This is a genomic window from Sorangium sp. So ce406, assembly GCF_051474675.1.
GTDB classification, from domain to species: domain Bacteria; phylum Myxococcota_A; class Polyangia; order Polyangiales; family Polyangiaceae; genus Sorangium; species Sorangium cellulosum_G.
On the sequence record NZ_CP150340.1, the window covers coordinates 1,279,831 to 1,303,034 of the forward strand.

Consider the following 23,204-nt stretch of genomic DNA (forward strand, 5'->3'; position numbering starts at 1 on the left):
TCGTGGCCGGGCCAACACCTCACCCCGCCCCGTCCGCCGGCATGGCGGGCAGCCACATGCGCACCGTGGTGCCCTCGCCGGGCTGGCTCTCGACGCGGATGCTGCCCTGGTGCTCCGTGATGAACCGGTGCGTCAGCGACAGCCCGAGGCCGGTCCCCTGTCCTGGCGGCTTCGTCGTGAAGAACGGCTCGAAGATGCGGCTCAGGTCCTCGGCGCGGATGCCGCAGCCGGTGTCGCGCACGTCGATCTCCACGCCGTGGACGTCCCCGTGCGGGAGCGGGCGAGCCCCGACCACGACGGCGCCGCCGTGGGGGCTCGCGTCGAGCGCGTTGCCGATCACGTTGAGCAGGGCGGAGTCGAGCTGCGACGTGTTGACGAGCACCGCGGGCAGCGCGGCGGCGCTGCTCGCCTCGAGGTGGACCCGGCGCTCGCGCGCCCGCGGCGCGGAGAGGTCGACCGCGCGGCGGAGCGCCTCGCGCACGTCGCACGGCTCCCGGCCGATCGGCCTGCCCCGCGCGTACTCGAGCAGCGCCGTCACGAGCTCCGAGCAGCGGTTCGCCTGCCGCTCGATGGTGACGAGCGCCTTCAGGAGCGTCGCCTCGTCGGGCAGCCCGTGCCCCTTCCGCTGCCGCCTGAGGAGGTGCTGGACGTTCATCAGGATGACCGAGACCGGGTTGTTCATCTCGTGCGACAGCCCGGCGACCAGCGTCCCTATCGCCGCCATCTTGCCCGCCTGGAGCAGCTCCTCCTGCGTCTCCGAGAGCCGCGCCAGCGCCGCCGCGAGCTCGCGGTTCTTCGCGGCGAGCTCCAGGTAGGCGCGGTGCAGCCGCTCGGCCGCGCGCACCCGCGCCCGGAGCTCCAGCGGGTCGAACGGCTTGCTCACGTAGTCGTCGGCGCCGACCTCGAGCCCCACCACGGCCTCCGCCCGGCTCGCCCTCGCCGTCAGCAGGAGGATCGGGATGTCCCGGAGCTCCGGATTCCCCTTGAGCCGGCCGACCAGCTCGAAGCCGTCCATCTCCGGCATCATCACGTCTGACACGACGACGTCGGGCCGCGTCGCCCCGATCGACTCGAGCGCTTCCCGGCCGGTCGTCGCCAGCGCGACCTCGTGCTCGGGCGACAGGACGCTCTCCAGGTAAGAGGCCATGTCCGGGTTGTCCTCCACCACGAGCACCCGCGCGCGGGACGGGAGGTGCCCGCCCGCGCGCCGCTCGTCCCGCGCGCGCGGCGCCGGCTCCGCGACGCCGGCCGCCCTGCCAGGCGACCCCAGCGCCCTCAGCGCCTCCCGTGGCTCGTGCGACGCCGGCGCGTCCTGCGACGCCGGCGCCTCCTGCGTTCCCGCCGGCTGCAGGGCGCCGGCGGTCTTCGCGGCGCCCGCGCCCTCCGCGGCGCGCGGGAGGCGCACGAAGAAGCGGGAGCCGGTCCCGGGCTCGCTCTCCACGCCGAGCGTGCCGCCCATCAGCTCCGTGAGCTCCTTGACCAGCGACAGCCCGATCCCGGTCCCCTCGTGCTTGCGCGTCGCCGACGCGTCGATCTGCTGAAACTTCTGGAAGAGCAGGTGTCTCTTGTCGGCCGGGATCCCTGGGCCGGTGTCCTCGACGGAGAGCTCGAACCTCTCGTCGAGCGCCCGCACGTCGACCGCGACGCGGCCCCCCGGCGGGGTGAACTTCAGCGCATTGCCCAGCAGGTTGAGCGCGATCTTCTCGAACTTGCGCCGGTCGAGGGCGACTGTCAGCAGCGCGGGATCCACCTGAATCGAGAGCCGGATCTCGCCGCGCTCCGCGGCGGGCCGCGCCTCTTCCACCATGTCCGCGACGAGCTCTCCCACGTCGACGGCCTCCCGGTGGATCTGCATCTTTCCGGCCTCGATCTTCTGGTAATCGAGGACGTCGTCGACGAGCCGGCGGAGCCGCCGCCCGCTGCGCTGGACGCGCTCCAGGTCGGCGCGCACGCGCGGCGAGAGCGGATCGCTCGAGCTCGACAGGAGGGAGTCGATCGGACCGAGGATGAGCGAGAGCGGGGTCCTGAGCTCGTGGCTCATCACGGTGAGGAACTCTCCCTTGGCGCGGGCGGCGGCGTCCGCGGCCTCCTTGGCGTTCTGGAGCTCGATCTCCATCTGCTTGCGCTCGGTGATGTCGGCGTAGATCCCGAGCAGCCCGGTCACCTCGCCGCGCTCGTCGCGGAGGGGCACCTTGCTGGTGAGCAGCACCCGCCGCTGGCCGTCCGGGCGGAGCAGCGGCTCCTCGATGTCGAGCATCGGCGTGCCACGCTCCATGACCTCCCGGTCGACCTTCACGAAGAACTCCACGTCGTCGCGCCTGCCCCACACGTCGAAGTCGGTCTTCCCGACGAGGTTCTCCAGGACCTTCGTGTTCGTGTCGTTGAGGAAGTTCTGGTTTCCTCCGAGGAAACGACCCTGGCGGTCCTTCCAGAAGATGGCGTGAGGGACGTTGGCGATGACGTATTTGAGCACCGCCTGCTGCTGCTCCGGCCCGTCCCGCGCCTCCCGCGCCCGCCCCCGCGCGTCGACGGCGGCGGCCGTGCTCGCCTGCGCGTCGGCTAGCCGTGCTGTCCTGGACGTTCGTGCCTTTGCGGCGTGGGTTCGACTGGACGGGACGAGCTTGCTGATCTTGGCGGAGAGCCGGTAAAGACGTCGCATTGTCCGATTCGCGGTTGAGCATAGGACGGGCGCGAGCGACCTCAAAGCTTCGCGGCGCAGGAACGCCGCCGAGCACGAGCGGCCGTGTCGCCGGCAGGCGGGCGCGGCGTCCACGGTCTCGCCCGGCGGGCGGCCTGGCCGTCACCGCCTGCGGGCGCGCGTTCACGCAGCGGCGCCGCCGTGGTAGGGCGCCGTGCGCATGTCGGATCGAGTCGCGCTCATCACCGGAGCGGCGTCGGGCATCGGCGCTGCGACCGCGCGAAGGCTGTCGCAGAGCGTGGGCGGCCTGGTCCTCATCGACCGGAGCCGCGACGCGCTCCACGCCCTGGCCGAGGAGCTCCGCGGGCCGGAGCTCTTGCTGCGGGACTGCGACGTGGGGAGCGAGCCCCCGTGGTCCGAGCTCGAGGAGGCCGTCGAGCGCCGCTTCGGCAGGCTCGACCATGTCGTCGCGAACGCTGGCGTCGCCCACGGCGCGCCGCTCGCGGAGACGTCCTTCGAGGACTGGCGGCGCGTCCTCTCCGCGAACCTCGACGGCGTCTTCCTGACGCTCCGGGCGGGCCTTCGCCTCCTCCGGAAGACGGGCCAGGGCGGGACGGCGGTCGTCGTCTCCTCGGTCGCGGCGGTGAAGGCCGAGCCGGGCATCGGCGCGTACGCGGCCTCCAAGGCGGGCGCGGCGCAGCTCGTCCGCGTGGCCGCGAAGGAAGGCGCGCCCGACAGGATCCGCGTGAACGGCGTCTTGCCCGGCGGGGTCGAGACGCCGATATGGACCCAGACGCCCTTCTTCCAGGCGCTCGTGACCACCGCCGGGAGCGAGCGCGCCGCGTTCGACCAGATGGCCGCGATGGCGACGCCGCTCGGCCGCTACGCGACCGCCGACGAGATCGCCGGGATCATCGCCTTCCTGCTCTCGGACGCGTCGGCCACCATGACCGGCGCGCTCGTGGTCAGCGATGGGGGCTATTCACTCTAGTCTTGCGCACCACGAGTCCGGCCAGGGATCCGGAGAGAGAATTCAACGCAAAGGCGCAAAGGCGCAAAGGCGCAAAATAATAAATCTGTGCATTTGGCGCCTTTGCGCCTTTGCGCCTTTGCGTTAACTCTCTCTCTCTCTCTCTCCTCCTCCTCTTCCCCCTCTGTGTCTCTGCCGTTCCAATTCCTTTTCATCGCGGCACGGGGCGAGGTCGGGAGAGCTGAAGAGTAGAGCCACCAGGACGCCAACAGCGCCACGGTCCGCGGATTCACCAGATGTGAAAAATTGAAGCGCTAGCGTTCGCGCCGACCCCACAGCGCGCGTCACATGACCGAAACGGAGGCGCAGCGCGTCACGACGGCGCGCGCCCGTGCAAGTCGAGGGAAAGCGCTTTCATGGCGCGATCTCGGGGTCGAACGAGATCGGCCATCCCGTGGCTCCATGACCGAACCATTACCGCGCGGCGATCACCACGGATGTTATAGAGCGCGAGCTTGTCATTAGGAGGCATCTCAGCATGGTAGAGAACCCGCAGGCCCTCCGCGGCGCCGGACTCCAGCCGATCGGGATCTGGCGCAGCGGGCCCTGGCTCCCCGCGTTCACGTCGACCGACCTGCGGGAGGCCGTGTCCTTCGTGCGCGAGCCGGTGCACGTGGTGCGCGAGACGCCGGATGGGCGCGTCGGCGTGTCCCGCGGCGGCGCGGTCATCCGCGAGGACCAGGTGAATGGAGTGCCCACGTTCCCGCTCCTCGGCACGCTGCCCGCGCTGTACCCGGAGTGGCTCGGAGACCGCTCCTTCCTCGAGGTCCACGGCCTGCGCTTCCCCTACGTGGCCGGCGCGATGGCGAACGGTATCCACACCACGCAGATCACCATCGCCATGGCGAAGGCCGGGATGATGGGGTTCTTCGGCGCCGCCGGCCTCGGGCTGCATCGGATCGAGCAGGCGGTCGACGAGATCATCGCCGCGCTCGGCACGGAAGGCCCCACCTGGGGCTGTAACCTCATCCACGCTCCGAACCAGCCCCGGCTGGAGAGCGACACCGTGGAGCTCTACCTGAGAAAGGGTGTCCGCCGCGCCGAGGCCGCCGCCTACATGGGCCTGAACCCGATGGTCGTGCGGTTCGCCTACAGCGGCGTCAGGCGGCTGCCCGACGGCCGGATCGACCGGAAGAACCACCTGTTCGCGAAGATCTCGCGCCCGGAGGTCGCCGCCCGCTTCCTCGCCCCGGCGCCCGCCGAGATCCTCGATACCTGCGTTCGCAACGGGTGGCTCACCCGCGACGAGGCGGAGCTCGCGCGCAGCCTCCCGGTCGCCGAGGACATCACCGTGGAGGCCGACTCCGGCGGCCACACCGACAACCAGCCCCTCGTCGCGCTGTTCCCCGTGATCCTCGGCGTCAGGGACGATCTCGCGGCGAAGCACGGCTATCAACGCCCGATCCGCGTCGGCGCCGCCGGCGGCCTCTCCACGCCGTCCACCGTGGCGGCCGCGTTCGCGCTCGGGGCCGCCTACGTGCTCACCGGCTCGGTCAACCAGGCGTGCGTCGAGTCGGGCCTGTCCGACGACGGCAAGAAGATGCTCGCCCAGGCCGACCTCCCGGACGTGGTCATGACGCCCGCCGCCGACATGTTCGAGCTCGGCGTGCAGGTCCAGGTGCTCAAGCGCGGCACGATGTTCGGCGTCCGCGCGCAGCGGCTCTACGACCTCTACGTCGCCCACGACTCCATCGAGTCGCTGCCCGCCGACGTGCGGGCGCGCGTCGAGCGAGAGATGTTCCAGATGTCGTGCGACGAGGTGTGGTCGGGCTGCGAGCGGTTCTTCGCGGAGCGCGACCCCGCCGAGCTCGAGCGCGCCGCGCGCGAGCCGAAGCACAAGATGGCGCTGATCTTCCGCTGGTATCTCGGCATGTCCAGCAAGTGGGCCATCGCCGGGGACCCGAAGCGCCGCGCGGATTACCAGATCTGGTGTGGCCCTGCCATGGGCGCGTTCAACCGCTGGGTCAAGGGGTCGTTCCTCGAGGATCCGCAGAACCGCTCTGTCGTCCAGGTCGCGCGCAACCTGCTCGAGGGCGCGGCCGTCGTCACGCGCGCGCAGCAGCTACGGACGTACGGCGTCCCCGTGCCGAGCGCCGCCTTCAGCTTCACTCCCCGCCCGCTCGCCTGAGCGCCTGATCATCTGCTGAGGTCCTTCATGAGCTCTTCGTCCTCCCGTACTCCGCCCATCGCAGTCGTCGGCGTGAGCGCCATCTTCCCCGGCTCGCTCGACGCTCACGGCTTCTGGCGCGACATCCTGGCTGGAACCGACCTCATCACCGACGTCCCGGAGACGCACTGGCTGGTCGAGGACTACTACGATCCCGACCCGTCCGCCCCCGACAAGACGTACGCGAAGCGCGGCGCCTTCCTGAAGAACGTGCCGTTCGATCCGCTGGAGTGGGGCGTGCCGCCCTCGATCGTGCCGGCGACGGACACGACGCAGCTCCTCGCGCTGATCGTGGCCAAGCGGGTGCTCGAGGACGCGGCGCAGGGGCAGTTCGAGTCGATGAACCGCGAACGGATGAGCGTCATCCTCGGCGTCACGTCGGCGCAGGAGCTCCTCGCCTCGATGGTGAGCCGGATCCAGCGGCCGGTCTGGTCGAGGGCGCTCCGGGAGCTCGGGTATCCGGAGGACGAGGTGAAGCGCGCCTGCGACACCATCGCGGGCAAGTACGTGCCGTGGCAGGAGTCGAGCTTCCCGGGCCTGCTCGGCAACGTCGTGGCCGGGCGCATCGCGAACCGGCTCGACCTCGGCGGGACGAACTGCGTGACGGACGCGGCGTGCGCGTCGTCGCTGTCGGCGATGTCGATGGCGATCAACGAGCTCGCGCTCGGCCAGTCCGATCTCGTGATCGCGGGCGGCTGCGACACGATGAACGACGCGTTCATGTACATGTGCTTCAGCAAGACGCCGGCCCTGTCGCGGTCGGGCGACTGCCGCCCGTTCTCCGACAAGGCCGACGGCACGCTGCTCGGCGAGGGCATCGCCATGGTGGCGCTCAAGCGCCTCGACGACGCCGAGCGCGACGGGGACCGGGTGTACGCGGTGATCCGCGGGATCGGCTCGTCCTCGGACGGCCGGAGCAAGAGCGTGTATGCGCCGGTGCCGGAAGGGCAGGCGAAGGCGCTGCGCCGGACCTACGCCGCCGCCGGGTACGGCCCCGAGACCGTGGAGCTGATGGAGGCCCACGGCACCGGGACGAAGGCCGGCGACGCGGCCGAGTTCGAGGGCCTGCGCGTCATGTTCGACGAGTCGGGGCGCGCCGACAGGCAGTGGTGCGCGCTCGGCAGCGTGAAGTCGCAGATCGGCCACACCAAGGCGGCGGCCGGCGCGGCGGGGCTGTTCAAGGCGATCATGGCGCTGCACCACAAGGTGCTCCCGCCGACCATCAAGGTCGACAAGCCGAACCCGAAGCTCGAGATCGAAAAGACTGCTTTCTATCTGAACACCGAGGCGCGGCCGTGGATCCGCGCGTCCGATCACCCGCGGCGGGCGTCGGTGAGCTCGTTCGGGTTCGGCGGCTCGAACTTCCACGTGGCGCTGGAGGAGTACACGGGCCCCGCGCCGCGGGCGTGGCGGGTGCGGTCCGCGCCGGCGGAGCTCGTCCTCCTGTCGGCGGACACGCCGGCGGCGCTCGCGGATCGCGCGCGCGCGCTGGCGAAGGCGGCGGAGACGCCCGAGATGCTGCGCTTCCTGGCGCGGGAGTCGGTGCTCTCGTTCGACGCGTCGAGGCCGGCGCGGCTCGGGCTGTGCGCGACGGACGAGGCGGATCTCGCGAAGAAGCTCGAGCAGGTCGCGGCGCACGTCGGGGCGAAGCCGGAGCAGGCGCTCGCGGCGCCGCTCGTGCACTACGCGAGCGGCGAGGCGCCGGGGCAGGTGGCGTTCCTGTTCCCGGGGCAGGGGAGCCAGTACGTGGCGATGGGCGCCGACGTGCTGATGACGTTCGACGCGGCGCGCGCGGCGTGGGACGCGGCGGCGGGGGTGGCGATCGGGGACGCGCCGCTGCAGGAGGTGGTGTTCCCGCGGCCGGTGTTCTCGGACGAGGAGCGCCGGGCGCAGGACGCGCGGCTGCGCGAGACGCGGTGGGCGCAGCCCGCGATCGGCGCGACGAGCCTCGCGCACCTCGGGCTGCTCGCGGCGCTGGGGGTGCGGGCCGACGCGTTCGCGGGCCACAGCTTCGGCGAGATCACCGCGCTGCACGCGGCGGGCGCGCTGTCGGCCGCGGACCTCCTGCGCGTGGCGCGACGGCGGGGCGAGCTGATGGGCGCCGCCTCGTCGGAGCGGGGCGCGATGATCGCGGTGCCGCGGGCGATCGACGAGGTGCGGGCGCTCGGGCTCGGCGACGTGGTGGTCGCGAACCACAACGGGCCGAAGCAGGTGGTGCTGTCGGGCTCGGTCGCGGCGATCGAGGCGGCGGAGCGGCGGCTCGGGGAGCTCGGGATCCAGGCGCGTCGCCTCGACGTGGCCGCGGCGTTCCACTCGCCGCTCGTGGCGGAGGCGAGCGCGCCGTTCCGCGAGTTCCTGGCGGGGATCGAGGTGGGGGCGCCGGCCGCGCCGGTGTACAGCAACGCGGAGGTCGAGCCGTACCCGGGCGGCGGCGACGGGGCGCGCGACCGGCTGGCGCGCCAGCTCGCCGCGCCGGTGCGGTTCGTCGAGCAGATCGAGCGGATGTACGCGGCCGGCGTGCGCACGTTCGTGGAGGTCGGCCCGGGGTCGGTGCTGACGAACCTGGTCGGCGACATCCTGAGCGGCCGGCCGCACCGCGCGGTGGCGCTCGACCGCAAGGGCAAGCACGGCGTCACGGGCCTGTTCGAGGCGGTGGCGCGGCTCGCCGTGGCCGGGGTCCCGGTGGACGCGCGCGTCCTCTGGGAGGGCTTCGCGGCGCCGGTCGACCCGCGGACGCTGCCGAAGCCGAAGCTGGCGCTGCCGATCAACGGCAGCAACTACGGCAAGCCGTACCCGCCGCAGGGCGGCGCGAAGGAGCTGCCGAAGGCGAGCGCGGCGCAGCTGGCGCAGAAGCCGGCGCCGGTGGCGAGCGCGGCGCAGCCGGCAGCGAGGGCGGCGGCGCCGGCGGTGAGCGCGGCGGCGCCGGCAGGGAGCACGGCGCGGCCGGCAGTGAGCGCGGCGGCGCCGGTGGCGAGCCCGCCGCAGCCGGCAGTGAGCACGGCGCGGCCGGCGGTGAGCGCGGCGGCGCCGGCGGTGAGCGCGGCGGCGCCGGCGGTGAGCGCGGCGGCGCCGGTGGTGGTGAGCACGTCGCGGCCGGCAGTGAGCGCGTCGCAGCCCGCAGTGAGCGCGTCCCCGGTGGTGGTGAGCACGCCCGCGGCGGCCGTCAGCCCGTCATGGCTGGCTGCTTACCAGGAGGCGCAGCGCGCCACGGCGGAAGCCCACGGCATGTACCAGCGCGCGATGGCGGAGAGCCACATCGCCTTCTTGCAGGCGGCCGAGGCCTCCTTCGCGGGGCTCGCCGCGCTCGCGACCGGCGCTCCGTACACGGCCGCCGCGGCGGCGCCTGCGGCGCGGCCTGCGCCCATGCTGCTTGCGCCGGTGCATGCGGGGCCGATCTCGGAGGCGTCCCTGGGGCACGCAGGGGCGCTGACGAGCACCGGCAGGGGCAGCGTGGGCCAGGACGGCCTGCATGGCGCGGGCGGGGAGCACCGTGCCGCGGTCGTGACCTCGGCGCCCGCGGCAGCAGCGAAGGTGACCGTGGCAGCGCCGGCGCCCGCGGTGGCAGCGAAGGCGGCAGCCGCAGCGCCGGCGCCCGCCGTGGCGGCGCCGGTGAGGGTCGCTGCGGCGCCCGCCGCGGCGGCGAGCGCGAAGCCCGCGGCGCCCGCCGCGGCAGCACAGGCGGCGGTGGCCGCGCCGGGGGTCGATCTCGAGCGGCTGGTCCTCGAGGTGGTCGCGGACAAGACGGGGTACCCCGTCTCCATGCTCGGGCTGCAGATGGAGCTCGAGAGCGACCTCGGCATCGACAGCATCAAGCGCGTGGAGATCCTGTCGTCGGTCCGGGACCGCACCCCCGGGCTGTCGGAGGTGGACGCCTCGGCGCTGGCGCAGCTCCGCACGCTCGGCCAGGTCGTCGAGCACCTCCGCACGTCGCTGCCCGCCGCCGCGTCGGCCGCGGGCGCGAGGCCTGCCGTCGCCGCTGCGCCTGCCGTCGCCGCTGCGCCTGCCGCCGCGCCCGCCGTTGCCGCTGCGCCTGCTGTCGCTTCCGCCGCGGCGCCGGCAGCGGCCGACGTCGAGCGGGTGGTGATGGCGGTCGTGGCCGAGACGACGGGCTACCCGGCCGAGATGCTCGGGCTGCAGATGGAGCTGGAGAGCGACCTCGGCATCGACAGCATCAAGCGGGTGGAGATCCTGTCGGCGGTCCGGGATCGCACGCCCGGGCTGTCGGAGGTCGACGCCTCGGCGCTGGCGCAGCTCCGCACGCTCGGCCAGGTCGTCGACCACCTGCGCGCGTCGCTGCCCGCGGCGCCGGCAGCGGCCGCCGTCGCCTCGCCCGTCGCGGCGCCTGCCGCTGCTTCCGCCGCGGCGCCGGCAGCGGCCGACGTCGAGCGGGTGGTGATGGCGGTCGTGGCCGAGACGACGGGCTACCCGGCCGAGATGCTCGGGCTGCAGATGGAGCTGGAGAGCGACCTCGGCATCGACAGCATCAAGCGGGTGGAGATCCTGTCGGCGGTCCGGGATCGCACGCCCGGGCTGTCGGAGGTGGACGCCTCGGCGCTGGCGCAGCTCCGCACGCTCGGCCAGGTCGTCGACCACCTGCGCGCCTCGCTGCCCGCGGCGCCGGCAGCGGCCGCCGTCGCCTCGCCCATCGCGGCGGCTGCCGCGGCTGCTGCCGCGACACCCGCAGCGGCCGACGTCGAGCGGGTGGTGATGGCGGTCGTGGCCGAGACGACGGGCTACCCGGCCGAGATGCTCGGGCTGCAGATGGAGCTGGAGAGCGACCTCGGCATCGACAGCATCAAGCGGGTGGAGATCCTGTCGGCGGTCCGCGATCGCACGCCGGGGCTGTCGGAGGTGGACGCCTCGGCGCTGGCGCAGCTCCGCACCCTTGGCCAGGTCGTCGACCACCTGCGCGCGTCGCTGCCCGCGGCGCCGGCAGCGGCCGCCGTCGCGGCGCCGGCCGCCGTGCCGGCAGCGGCCGCGGTGACCTCGCCCGTCGCGACGCCTGCCGTCGCTTCCGCCCCTGCGCCCGCAGCGGCCGACGTCGAGCGGGTGGTGATGGCGGTCGTGGCCGAGACGACGGGCTACCCGGCCGAGATGCTCGGGCTGCAGATGGAGCTGGAGAGCGACCTCGGCATCGACAGCATCAAGCGGGTGGAGATCCTGTCGGCGGTCCGGGATCGCACGCCCGGGCTGTCGGAGGTCGACGCCGCTGCGCTGGCGCAGCTCCGCACGCTCGGCCAGGTCGTCGAGCACCTCCGCGCGAAGCTCAGCCCGGCCGCAGGCGCCGGCCCGGCCGCAGGCGCCGCCCCGGCCGCGCCCGTCGAGGACGCGGCCTCGGCCTCCGCGGACCTCGGCCGGTGGACGCTCGCCGAGGTCCCCGCGCCCGCCGCCGGCCTCGCGATGCCCGGCCTCTTCGACGCGGGCACCGTGGTGGTCACCGGCCACGACGCGATCGGCCCTGCGCTCGTCGCCGCTCTCGGGGCGCGCGGGATCGCGGCCGAGTACGCCCATGCCGTGCCCCGCGGCGCCCGCGGCGCCGTGTTCCTCGGCGGCCTGCGCGACTTCGCCACGGTCGACGAGGCGCTCGCCGTCCACCGCGAGGCGTTCCTCGCGGCCCAGGCGATCGCGGCGAACCCGGCCCTGTTCGTCACGGTCCAGGACACCGGCGGCGACTTCGGCCTCTCGGGCTCGGACCGCGCCTGGACGGGCGGGCTGCCCGGCCTCGCGAAGACCGCGGCGCTCGAGTGGCCCGACGCGTCCTGCCGCGCCATCGACGTCGAGCGCGCCGGGCGCCCCGCCGGCGAGATCGCCGAGGCCATCGCCACGGAGCTCCTCTCCGGCGGCGTCGAGCTCGAGATCGGCCTGCGCGAAGGCGGCCGCCGCACCGCGCTGCGCAGCGCCCGCGAGGACGCTCAGCCCGGGCCGCTCCCGCTCGGGCCGTCCGACGTGGTCGTGGCGAGCGGCGGCGCCCGCGGCGTCACTGCGGCGACGCTGATCGCGCTCGCCAGGGCCAGCCGCGCCCGGTTCGCGCTGCTCGGGCGCACCGCGCTCGAGGACGACCCGGCCGCGTGCCGCGGCGTCGGCGGAGAGGCCGCGCTCAAGGCGGCGCTGGTCAAGGCGGCGGCCGCCGCGGGCCAGAAGGCGACCCCGGCGGAGATCGGCCGCCAGGTCGCGAAGGTCCTCGCGAACCGCGAGGTCCGCGCGACGCTCGACGCGATCCGCGCGGCCGGCGGCGAGGCCCTCTACGTCTCGGCCGACGTGAACGACGCGCGGGCGGTGGCCGCGGCGCTCGGCGACGTGCGGCGCGCCTTCGGCCCCGTCACCGCGGTCGTCCACGGCGCGGGCGTGCTCGCCGACAAGCTCGTCGCCGAGAAGACGGTCGAGCAGTTCGACCGCGTGTTCAACACGAAGGTCGACGGCCTCCGGGCGCTGCTCGGCGCGACCGAGGGCGACCCGCTCAAGGCGATCGTCCTCTTCAGCTCGATCGCCGCGCGCAGCGGCAACAAGGGGCAGTGCGACTACGCGATGGCGAACGAGGTCCTGAACAAGGTCGCCGCCGCCGAGGCCGCGCGCCGCCCCGGCTGCGTGGTGAAGTCGCTCGGGTGGGGCCCCTGGCAGGGCGGCATGGTGAACGCGGCGCTCGAGGCGCACTTCGCGCAGCTCGGCGTGCCGCTCATCCCGCTCGCGGCGGGCGCGCGGATGCTGATCGACGAGCTCTGCGACGGCCCGGGCGCAGGCTCGCCCGCCGCGGTCGAGGTCGTGCTCGGCGCGGCGCCGAAGACCCTCGCGGCCCCCGACCACGGCCGGCGCGTCGCGCTCGCCGTCCGCGCCGACCGCGCGACGCACCCCTACCTCGGCGATCACGCCATCAACGGCGTCCCCGTCGTGCCGGTGGTGATCGCGCTCGAGTGGTTCGCCCGCGCGGCGCGCGCGTGCCGGCCGGATCTCGTCGTGACCCAGTTCCGCGACGTGCGGGTCCTGCGCGGGATCAAGCTCGCGGCGTACGAGTCGGGCGGCGAGGTGTTCCGCGTCGACTGCCGCGAGGTGAGCAACGGCCACGGCGCGGTGCTCGCGGCCGAGCTGCGCGGGCCGCAGGGGGCGCTGCACTACGCGGCGACCATCGAGATGCGGCCGCTCGCCGATCGCGTGGCCCCGAAGGGCCCCGCCGCGCCGTCGCTCGGCCCGTGGAGCGGCGGCGACGACCTGTACGACGGCCACACGCTCTTCCACGGCCGCGATTTCCAGGTGATCCGGCGGCTCGACGGCGTGAGCCGCGAGGGGATCGCGGGGACGGTCGTGGGGCTGCGCGAGGCCGGCTGGGTGACCCAGCCGTGGAAGACCGATCCGGCGGCGCTCGACGGCGGGCTGCAGCTCGCGACGCTGTGGACGCAGCACGTGCTCGGCGGCGCGGCGCTCCCGATGTCCGTGGGCGCGCTGCACACCTTCGCCGAGGGCCCGTCCGAGGGCCCGCTGCGCGCGGTGGTGCGCGGGCAGATCGTGGCCCGCGACCGCACGAAGGCGGACATCGCGTTCGTCGACCCCGAGGGCACGCTCGTCGCCGAGCTGCGCGACGTGCAGTACGTCCTCCGCCCCGACGCGGCGCGCGGCCAGGCGTGATCGAGGACCCCGTGTTCGAGCCCATCGCCATCGTCGGCCGCGGGTGCGTCCTGCCGGGCGCGCTCCACCCCGCGGCCCTCTGGGACAACGTGCTCGCGGGCAGGGACCTCCTGTCCGCCGCCCCCGACGGCCGCTGGCGGCTCTCGCGCGAGCGCGCGGTCGTCAGCGACCCGCGCGACGCGAAGGACCGCGCGTGGAGCGACCGCGGCGGTTACGTCGCCGGCTTCGACGAGCACTTCCGCCGCGTGCTCGCCCGCGACCCGTTCCCGCGGCGCGGCGGCCCGCCCGAGGCCCTGCTCGCGCTCGACCCGCTCTTCCAGTGGGTGCTCTACGCGGGCCGCGAGGCGCTGCGCGAGGCCGGCCACGAGGGCCGGTCCGACCGCGCGGGCGCGGTGCTCGGCAACCTCTCGTTCCCCTCGTCGGCGATGTCCGCGTGGGCCGAGTCGACGTGGCTCGGCGAGCTCGCCGGCGTCCCGCGGCCCGATCCGCGCAACCGGTTCATGTCGGGGCTGCCCGCCCACCTGCTCGCCGACGTGCTCGGCCTCGGGGCCGGGGCGTTCGCGCTCGACGCGGCGTGCGCGTCGTCGCTGTACGCGATCGCGCACGCCTGCGAGCGCCTCCAGCACGGCGAGGCCGACCGGATGCTCGCCGGCGCGGTGTGCCGGTCGGACGATCTCTTCATCCACATCGGGTTCTGCGCGCTGTCGGCCATGAGCCGCACCGGCCGCAGCCGCCCGTTCTCGTCCGAGGCCGACGGCCTCGTCCCGGCGGAGGGCGCGGCGTTCGTCGTCCTCGAGCGCCTCTCGGACGCCGAGGCCGCGGGCAAGCCCATCCTCGGCGTGATCCGCGGCGTCGGCCTGTCGAACGACGGCCGCGGCCGCGGCCTGCTCGCGCCGGCGGTCGAGGGCCAGCTCCGCGCGATGCGGGCCGCGTACGCCATGGCCGACCTCGATCCCCGCGAGGTCTCGCTGCTCGAGTGCCACGCGACGGGCACCCCCCTCGGCGACGCGACCGAGATCGCGACGCTCACCGAGGTGTTCGGCCGCCGCGAGGTCCCGCTCGGCTCGCTCAAGTCGAACCTCGGCCACCTCGTCACGACGGCGGGCGCGGCCGGGCTCCTCAAGCTGCTCGGCGCCATGGCGGCGGGGGTCCGCCCGCCGACGCTGCACGCGGATCCGCTGAGCGACGCTGTCGCAGCGAGCCCGTTCCGGGTGCTGCAGCGGGCCGAGCCCTGGGAGGGGCGGCGCCTCGCGGGCCTGTCGGCGTTCGGCTTCGGCGGCAACAACGCCCACCTCCTCGTCGAGGCGTACGAGCCCGCCTCGCCGCCGGCCCGCGCCGCCCGCGCCGCGCCGCGCCCCGAGGCCTCGCGCGCCGCGTCCGCGCGCCCCGCCCCTGCGGGGCACCTCGCCGTGGTGGCGATGGGCCTCTGCGTCGGTGAGCTCAGCGGCGTCCCGGCGTTCGCGGAGGCGCTCCTCTCGGGCGGCGGCGCGGATCCCCGCCGCGCGTCCGTCGCGTTGCCCGCGGATCAGCTCCGGTTCCCGCCGCGCGATCTGCAGCAGGCGCTCGCGCAGCAGACGCTGCTGCTCGAGGCGGCGATCGAGGCGACCTCCGGCCTCGCGCTGCCGCGCGACCGCACCGCGGTGCTCATCGGCATGGGCGCCGACACCGAGGTGTGCCGGTACATGGCGCGCTGGCGGCTCGCCGAGACGGCGCCGGCGCGGCTCGGGCCCTCGGTCGACGTCGGCGCGCTGCAGGACGCGGTGATACCTGCGCTCCAGGCGGCGGGCGTCGTCGGCAACATGCCGAACATCCCGGCGAACCGGCTGAACAGCCAGCTCGACGTCGGTGGGCCGTCGTTCACGGTCGCGGCCGAGGAGCTCTCCGGGCCGTGGGCGCTGCGCATCGCGGGGAGCGCGCTGCGCGCCGGCGCCGTGGACGCCGCGATCGTCGGCGCGGTGGACCTCTCGTGCGAGCCCGCCCACGTGGCCGCGCTCGAGGCGCTCGGCGTCCGCCTGCCGCCGGGCGACGCGGCGGTCGTGCTCGTGGTGGAGCGCCTCGACGACGCCGTCCGCCAGCAGCACCCGGTCCTCGCCGTGGTCCTCGACGAGCCGGCCGACCCTGGCCTCGTGCTGTCGGCCACGGACCTCGCGCCGCGGTTCGGCCACGCGCACGCCGCCTCCGGCCTGCTGCACGTCGCGGCCGCGGTGCTCGCCTGCCGCCATGCCCGCAAGCCCGACGGGGCGCCGTGGTCCGACGACGTCCGCGTCGCCGAGGTCCGCTGCGCTGGCCTCGGCGGCGGCTCGCTGTCGGTCCGTATCGGGGCCGGCGGTCCGGCTGCGCCCCTGCCGCCGCCGCGGCCTTCGGAGGGACCGAAGCTCACGTTTCCCGCCCACCCGCCGGCGATCGTCGTGCCCGGCGCGGCCTCCTGCTCATCTCCCGGAGACTCCATGGAACCTGCGCCGCCTCTGCCGTCCGCCCTCGACGACCTGCCGCCGCTGTACCCCGGGCCCACGGGGTTCTCCGCCGCGGAGGATCTCCCGGCGCTGTCCCCGGACGAGCCCTTCCGGGCGGCGCCGGCGCCCATCGCATCGCCTGCCGCGGACGTCGCGCACGAGCCGCTGTGGGCGGCGCCGGCGCTCGCGGCGTCGACCGTCGCGGAGGTCGCGTACGAGCCGCTGCAGGTGGCGCCGGCGGTCGTCGTGTCGCCTGTGCCTGGCATTCCGGGCGACGTTGTCGCCGGGGCGGCGGCGTTCACCGTGCAGCTCGCGCGGCTCCACCAGGACTGGGTGGAGCAGCAGGCGCAGGTCCACCGCCGGTTCTTGCAGATGCGGCAGCGCGCGCTGGACACGCTCGTCCACGCGTCCTCGGGCGCGCTCGCGACGGTGCAGGCGGCCCCCGCGGCGCAGGTCTCGCACGTCGCGCCGCTCCGCGCCGAGGCCCCGCGCCCCGTCGAGTCGCCGCGGCCGATCGCGGCGCCGCAGCCTTCGCCGATCCTCGCGGACTCCGCGGGCCTCGCCCGCGCCGATTCGCCGCGCCCCGCCACGACGCCGCCGCGTCCCATCGAGTCGCCTCGGCCCGCCGTCGCGCCGCAGCCGGCGCCGGGCCCCGCCGCCGCGCCTCCGCACCCCGCCGCGGCGCGGCCGCGCCCCGCCGCCGCGCTGCAGCCCGCGCCGCGCCCTGCCACGGACGCCCTCGCGCCGAGGGGCCCCCGGTTCAGCCGCGAGCAGCTCGAGCAGCTCGCGTCGGGCCGGATCTCCGACGTGTTCGGCCCGCTCTTCGCCCAGCAGGACGGCTACCGCCGCCAGGTGCGCATGCCCATGCCGCCGCTGCTGCTCGCGGATCGGGTCACCGGGATCGACGCCGAGCCCGGCTCGATGAAGCTCGGCACGATGTGGACCGAGACCGACGTGCGGTGGGACTCCTGGTACCTGCACGACGGCGCGATGCCGGCCGGCATCATGATCGAGAGCGGCCAGGCCGACCTGCTGCTCATCAGCTGGCTCGGCGCCGACTTCGAGAACCGGGGCGAGCGCGTCTACCGGCTGCTCGGCTGCGAGCTCACCTTCTACGGCGGCCTGCCGCGCCCGGGCGACACGCTCGTCTACGACATCCACGTCGACGGGCACGCGAAGCACGGCGACGTCCGGCTGTTCTTCTTCCACTACGACTGCCGCATCGGCGGCGAGCTGCGGCTGAAGACGCGCAAGGGCCAGGCCGGCTTCTTCACCGACGAGGAGCTCGCGAACTCCGGCGGCGTCCTCTGGGACGCCGAGACCGCCGAGCCCGCGGCGGCCGCCCGCCTCGATCCCCCGCGGATCCGGTGCCAGAAGTCCGCGTTCGATCGCGCCGACATCCTCGCGTTCGCGGCCGGCGACGGCGCGGCGGCGTTCGGCCCCGGCTTCGAGCGCCTGCGCACCCACGTCAGGACGCCGCGGATCAGCGCGCCGCCGATGCTGTTCTTCGACCGCGTCGACGCGTTCGACCCGGCGGGCGGCCCGTGGAAGCGCGGCTATCTCAGGGCCACGCTGCCCATCACGAAGGACGGCTGGTTCTTCGAGGGCCACTTCAAGGACGACCCGTGCATGCCGGGCACGCTCATGTTCGAGGGCTGCCTGCAGGCGCTCGCGTTTTACATGGCGGCGATGGGCTTCACGGTGGACGGGGACGGCTTCCGCTTCGAGCCCGTGCCCGAGATCCCCTACCTGCTGCGCTGCCGCGGCCAGGTGGTCCCGTCGAGCCGGCTGCTCACGTACGAGGTCTTCATCGAGGAGGTGCACGACGGCCCGCGCCCGACGGTGTACGCCGACTTCCTCTGCACGGTCGACGGCCTCAAGGCGTTCCACGCCCGTCGCGTGGGCCTGCGCCTGAGCCCCGACTGGCCGCTGACGGGCCACCCGGAGCTGCTCGACGGCCACGTCGAGCCGAAGCCTGTCGCGCGCGTCCCCTGGTCCGAGCTGGGCGCTGCGGCCCCGGGCGGCCCCGCGTCATCCGCGTCGGCCGCCGGCGGCTTCCCGTTCGACTACAGGAGCCTGCTCTCGTGCGCCTGGGGCCGGCCGTCGGACGCGTTCGGCCCGCTGTACCGCCGGTTCGACGAGGGCCAGCACGTCGCCCGGCTCCCGGGGCCGCCGTACCACTTCATGAGCCGGGTCCTCTCGGTCTCGAGCCCGATGGCGGCGATGAAGGCCGGCGCGAAGGTCGAGGTCGAGTACGACGTCCCGGAGGACGCCTGGTACTTCGACGAGAACGCGAGCCTCACGATGCCGTTTGCGGTGGTGCTCGAGGCCGCGCTCCAGACGTGCGGCTGGCTCGCGAGCTACGTCGGCTGCGCGCTCTCGTCCGAGAGCGCGCTGTACTTCCGCAACCTCGACGGCAAGGGCACGCTCCGCGCCGAGGTCCTCCCGTCGCCGGCCGGCGGCGCGCTGCGCACGACGTCGCAGCTCACGAGCATCTCGCGCTCGAGCGGCATGATCATCCTGGCGTTCCGGGTCGAGTGCAGCGTCGGCGACGCCCGGGTGTACGACCTCGACACCGTGTTCGGCTTCTTTCCGAAGGCCGCGCTCGCCACGCAGGTCGGGCTCCCGCCGAAGCCCGAGGAGCTCGCCGCGCTCGAGGCCCCCTCCGATTTCGAGGTCGACCTCCGCGCGCGCCCCGCGCGGTACTGCGGCGGCAAGCTCGGGCTCGCGCGGCCGTCGCTGCTGATGATCGACCGCGTCGACGGCCTGTGGCCGGCCGGCGGCCGGAAGGGCCTCGGCCGCGTCCGCGCGCAGCGGGACGTGCACGCGTCGGAGTGGTTCTTCAAGGCCCATTTCCTTGGCGATCCGGTGCAACCCGGCTCGCTCGGCATCGAGGCGATGCTGCAGACGATCCAGTTCTGGATGCTGCACCATGACCTCCACGCGGGCCTCCGCGATCCGCGGTTCGAGCCGGTGATGACCGGGCACGAGCACGCCTGGCGGTACCGCGGCCAGGTGCTGCCGGGCAGCCGCCGGGTGACGGTCGAGACCGACATCCTCGAGGTCGGCCGCGACGATCGCGGGCCGTACGTCATCGCCGAGTCGTACCTGTGGGTGGACGGCCTTCGCATCTACGGCGCGACGCTCGGGGTGCGGATCGTCGACGGCGCCTCCTCGCGCGCGCGGCGCGACGTCGGCTTCGACGTGCGCGGCGACGCGCGCCACCTCGCGTCGCTCCCGGGCGCCGTCCACCGGAGCGCGCGGCTCCAGGAGCCCGCGGGCCGAGGCGCTGCGCCGCTGGATCCCGCGGGGCGAGCCGCTGCGTCGCTGGATCCGGCGGGCCGAGGCGCGCCGTCGCTGCCGGCCGACGACGCCGAGGAGGTGCTGGATCCGGACGGGTGGGTGGCCGATCACCGCCCCACCTGGGCGCTCCCGGCGCTCCCCGGAATGAGCATGGTCGATCGGCTGGCCGGCGCCGCCTTGCGGGCGCGCCCGGGCAGCGTGGTCGTGGCGGTGGAGGACGTGGTGGTGCAGCGCTGGCTGCCCGTGCCGGGGCCGGTGCGCATCAAGGCCGAGGCCAGCGGCTCCGGCGACGTCCTCGACGTCCGGCTCCTCGCGTGGCGCGAGGCCTCGAACCCGGCGCTCTCGCGGTTCGAGCCCGTGTGCACCGGCCGCGTGCGCGTGGCCGGCGCGTACCCGCCCGCCCCTGCGCCGGAGCCTGCGCTCGACGCGCCGGAGGCGGACGACCCCTACGCCGCGGGCACGTTGTTCCACGGCCCCGCGTTCCAGTACCTGACCGCGCTGCGGCTCGGCGCGCGCGGCGCGTCGGCGACGCTCGATCCCCGCAAGGGCTCGGTGCCGCCCGGGGCGCTGCACCAGGGCATGCTCGACGCGCTCACGCACACGATCCCGCACGACCGGCTCTCCCTGTGGGATCCCGGGTGCCCGCCGGCCCAGATCGCGTTCCCGTCGCGCATCCCGTCGCTGCGCCTGTACGGGCCGGCGCCCGACGGGCCGGTGCGCGTCGAGGTGCGCTACGAGGGCCGCGACGATCGCTTCGTCTCGTTCCGGGTTCAGGCCATCGCGCCGGCCGCGCCCGTCGCCGGAGCCGCTGCTGACGGCGGGGCAGGGGCCGCGGCGCTCGCGGCCTCTGGGACTGGAGAGCGCGTGTGGCTCGAGCTCCATCTGGTCGAGGTGCTGCTCCCGCAGGGCCCGATCGGCGGCGCGCCGCCCGGGATCCGCCGGGCGTTCCTGCGCGACCGCGCGCCGGTCGAGCTCGGCGTCTCGCGCGTCGATGCGGCGTCGGGCGAGGCGCGCTGCGGCCCTGCGGACGTGCGCACGATGGACTGGATGCCGGGCACGGTGGCGCAGCTCTACGCCGCGTCGGGCGATCTCGTCGAGGCGGCGGCGGTGAAGGACCACGTCGCGCGGCGCGCGGGCGTGCACCCGTCGACCGTGTCGCTCTCCGGGGTCTCCTCGGCGCAGCCGCTGACGCGCTGGCCGTTCACGGTGGCGCGCGAGGGATCCGAGGTCGTGGTCCGCGCCGCCGGCGCGCCCGCGATCGACCTGGAGCCGGTCCGCCGCTACTGGGGCGCGGCCATGGGCCTCGGCCGCTGGCCCGCGGAGGACCTGTATTTCGGCCTGATCGAGCGGTTCATCCGCCGCGTGCACGTCGTCGACCCCGCGGCGTTCCGCGCGGTGAAGGGCCGGAGCCTGCTTTATCTGGGCAACCACCAGGTCGGCGTGGAGTCGCTGCTGTTCGGCATCGCCGTGTCCGGCCTCACCGAGGTCTCCACGGTCACGATCGCCAAGGCCGAGCACCGGGCGACGTGGCTCGGCACGCTGCTCGCGCACTGCTTCACGTACCCGGGCGCGCGTGATCCGAAGGTGATCACGTACTTCGACCGTGAGGACAAGGCGTCGCTCGGGGGCATCATCGCGGAGCTCGGGGCCGAGATGCAGGGCGCTGGCAAGGGGGTGATGGTGCACGTCGAAGGCACGCGGTCGCTCGAGTGCCGCACGCCCGTGCGCAAGATGAGCGGCGCGTTCATCGACATGGCGCTCGCGGTGGGCGTCCCGGTGGTGCCGGTGCGCTTCACCGGCGCGCTGCCGCCGGAGCCGCTCGACCGGCGGCTCGAGTTCCCGCTCGGCATGGGCGTGCAGGACATCTGGATCGGCCGCCCGTTCCTCCCCGAGGAGCTCGCCGGTCTGACTTACAAGGACCGCAAGGAGCTCGTGATCAGCGGCATCAACGGGCTCGGACCGAGCAACGCGGTCGAGCAGCCGTTCCCCGGGGATCCTGCGTTCGCTGCGTCGGTGGACGCCTGGGTGGCGGAGGCGGGCGTCGCGCACGAGGACGCGACGATCTTCCGGGTGCTGGAGGCCTGCGCCGACCCGACGCCCGAGACGGCCGCGATCCTGGAGGCCGCGCGCACCGGGCGGCTCGTGCCGCCCGACGCCCGGCGCGCCGACTGGCTGCGCAAGCTGGCGGCGCGGCTCCTCGGGAGGCGGCTTCCGGGGTGAGCCCACGGCCGCACCCACACCTGGTCTCCGTCGAACGCCACCGCGATGGGGGCCGGCGCTGCGCCGGCCGCCGGGGCCACGCCCGCTCTCGCCACGGCTCACGTCGGCTTCCGCAGCGACTCCACGGCTCTGCGGATATCCTTCGCGATCTCCGTGAACGCAGCGTCCATGCTCGTCCACTCGGCCACGGGCCTCCGGTTGTCCGGCGTGGGCCTCAGCTTTGCGAACGGCGTGTCCTCGTAGCTCACCTCGCGGAGCAGCACCGGAACGATGCATGCCTCCTTGCGCTCATGGGCTGCCATCGCGGCCCGGACCTCGACGTCGTAGCACTCATCCGAGCTCAGGAAATCGGGGCTCACGAGCAGCAAGATGATGTGCGCCGACTTGAGGCGGCGGTCGCGCTCGAGCTTCTCCTCGCCTCCGACGCCGACGCTCTTCGCGCTCCAGCTATCGATGAGGCCCCGCCGGCCCGGCCCGAGCATCTTGAGGTGCTTTTCGAGCTCCGCGAGGTGCTTCGCGTCCTCCGGCGCATACGAGATGAAGACCTGGAGCGGACCGGTCGCCGGGGCGCGCGGCGGAGAGGGCTCGGCCGTGACGCTCGCCGTCGCGGGGGTCGGCGAGGTATCCGGCCGAGCGGGCTGCGCCGCCGGCGGGGCAGCCGACAGCGCGGGTTTCGGAGCGCCGTTCGGCGCGAGCCGGAGTCGGAGGACGTGATCCTCGTAGATACGTCCCTCGTCCAGCCCGCTCAGATTGTCGGCGTCGGGCTGGAAGGCTGCCTTGGTCGGGCTCCATTTCCGCGGCCAGACACGCAGCCAGAGCTTCCCCGCGTCGTCCCGCATCACGGAGGCAAAGCTGTAGCCGTGGGCCGCCGGCACGTCAGGCTCCCGCTCGCCGTGCGCGGCCCCCGCCGTCACGCGCACGAACTCGCCCCCTGAGCCGGCGCGCGACATCTCGGTCTCCGCCTGGTGTACGTGGCCCGACAGGTGGATATGCATCTGGCCGCGGATCCAGGTGTCCACATCCCGCTCATCGGCGACCCAGCCGGCGCGGAGCGGATGATGGCTCAGCGCGATGACCAGCTCGTCGCGCGCGACCGGCGGATCGATCACGGCGCGTGTGACCTGCTCCACGCCGACGCGGAGGCGCCCCCGATCTTCTCCGAAGGTCCTCTCATCGGCGGCGAGCAGCGCGCTGTTCAGCCCGACGAGGCGCAGGCGCAGGCCGTTCTGCTCCATGCGGTACGTCCAGAAGAGTCGCTCCTCGGGCGCCGCCGGCGGCAAGCGGCACGCGGGGGCGAACTGCGCCGCGAACTCCAGGTACGCGCTCATGCGGCTCGCGAGGCGAGCGCGCATCTTTGGCTTCGCGAGCTCGTTATCGAGCAGGGCGATGCCCTCGCGGAGATCGCGAATCAGGCGGGCGACGTCGTCGTCGTCGTCGACCTTCCGGTTCACGTCGTGGTTTCCGGGCACGATGAAGATGTCCTGTGGCGCGATGCCCACATCGCCGGCGATATCCTTGAGCCACACGGCGGCATCCGCGTACTCGTGCGGTTCCTGGTCCGGGGACGGCTTGCGCGCGTTGCCGCTGAACGCGACGTCCCCTGTGACCAGGATGGCGTCGGGCTTGACCGTTCCGCGCTCGACCATGGCGGCGATGTCCGTGCGGACGAGGTGGAGGACGCGCCGCTGGTCCCATCGATCACCCGCGTTGCCGTGACCGAAGTGGATGTCCGAGAGGTGGATCCAGCTGAAGAGCTGCGTCGCCATTGCTCTGGAG

The 23,204-nt window shown here is 74.3% G+C and carries 6 protein-coding genes; 4 read left to right on the top strand and 2 right to left on the bottom strand.

Annotated features, from left to right (window positions below; translation table 11 throughout):
- Window positions 1-19: 19 nt before the first annotated feature.
- Window positions 20-2,659 (bottom strand): ATP-binding protein, encoded by a 2,640-nt coding sequence (locus tag WME96_RS04765; RefSeq protein ID WP_437288990.1) that lies wholly within the window; start codon window positions 2,657-2,659, stop codon window positions 20-22.
- Window positions 2,660-2,858: 199 nt separating this feature from the next.
- Between WME96_RS04765 and WME96_RS04770 the strand changes: the two genes are divergently transcribed.
- From WME96_RS04770 to WME96_RS04785, 4 genes are all read left to right on the top strand, one after another.
- Window positions 2,859-3,629: an SDR family NAD(P)-dependent oxidoreductase gene (locus WME96_RS04770; protein ID WP_437288991.1), complete on the top strand. Its 771-nt coding sequence runs from the start codon at window positions 2,859-2,861 to the stop codon at window positions 3,627-3,629.
- Between the two features lie 517 nt (window positions 3,630-4,146).
- Window positions 4,147-5,796, top strand: a complete 1,650-nt coding sequence (locus WME96_RS04775; RefSeq protein WP_437288992.1) for a PfaD family polyunsaturated fatty acid/polyketide biosynthesis protein — start codon at window positions 4,147-4,149, stop codon at window positions 5,794-5,796.
- Window positions 5,797-5,823: 27 nt separating this feature from the next.
- Window positions 5,824-13,452, top strand: coding sequence for an SDR family NAD(P)-dependent oxidoreductase (locus WME96_RS04780; protein ID WP_437288993.1), 7,629 nt, complete (start codon window positions 5,824-5,826; stop codon window positions 13,450-13,452).
- Window positions 13,453-13,463: 11 nt separating this feature from the next.
- The gene (locus WME96_RS04785) at window positions 13,464-21,428 is read left to right on the top strand and encodes a beta-ketoacyl synthase N-terminal-like domain-containing protein (RefSeq protein ID WP_437288994.1); all 7,965 of its coding nucleotides are present in this window, start codon (window positions 13,464-13,466) and stop codon (window positions 21,426-21,428) included.
- Between the two features lie 98 nt (window positions 21,429-21,526).
- On the opposite strand, the gene WME96_RS04790 is transcribed toward WME96_RS04785, so the two are convergent.
- A complete protein-coding gene (locus WME96_RS04790; RefSeq protein WP_437288995.1) occupies window positions 21,527-23,194 on the bottom strand; it encodes a TIR domain-containing protein in 1,668 nt (555 codons plus the stop codon).
- Window positions 23,195-23,204 lie beyond the last annotated feature (10 nt).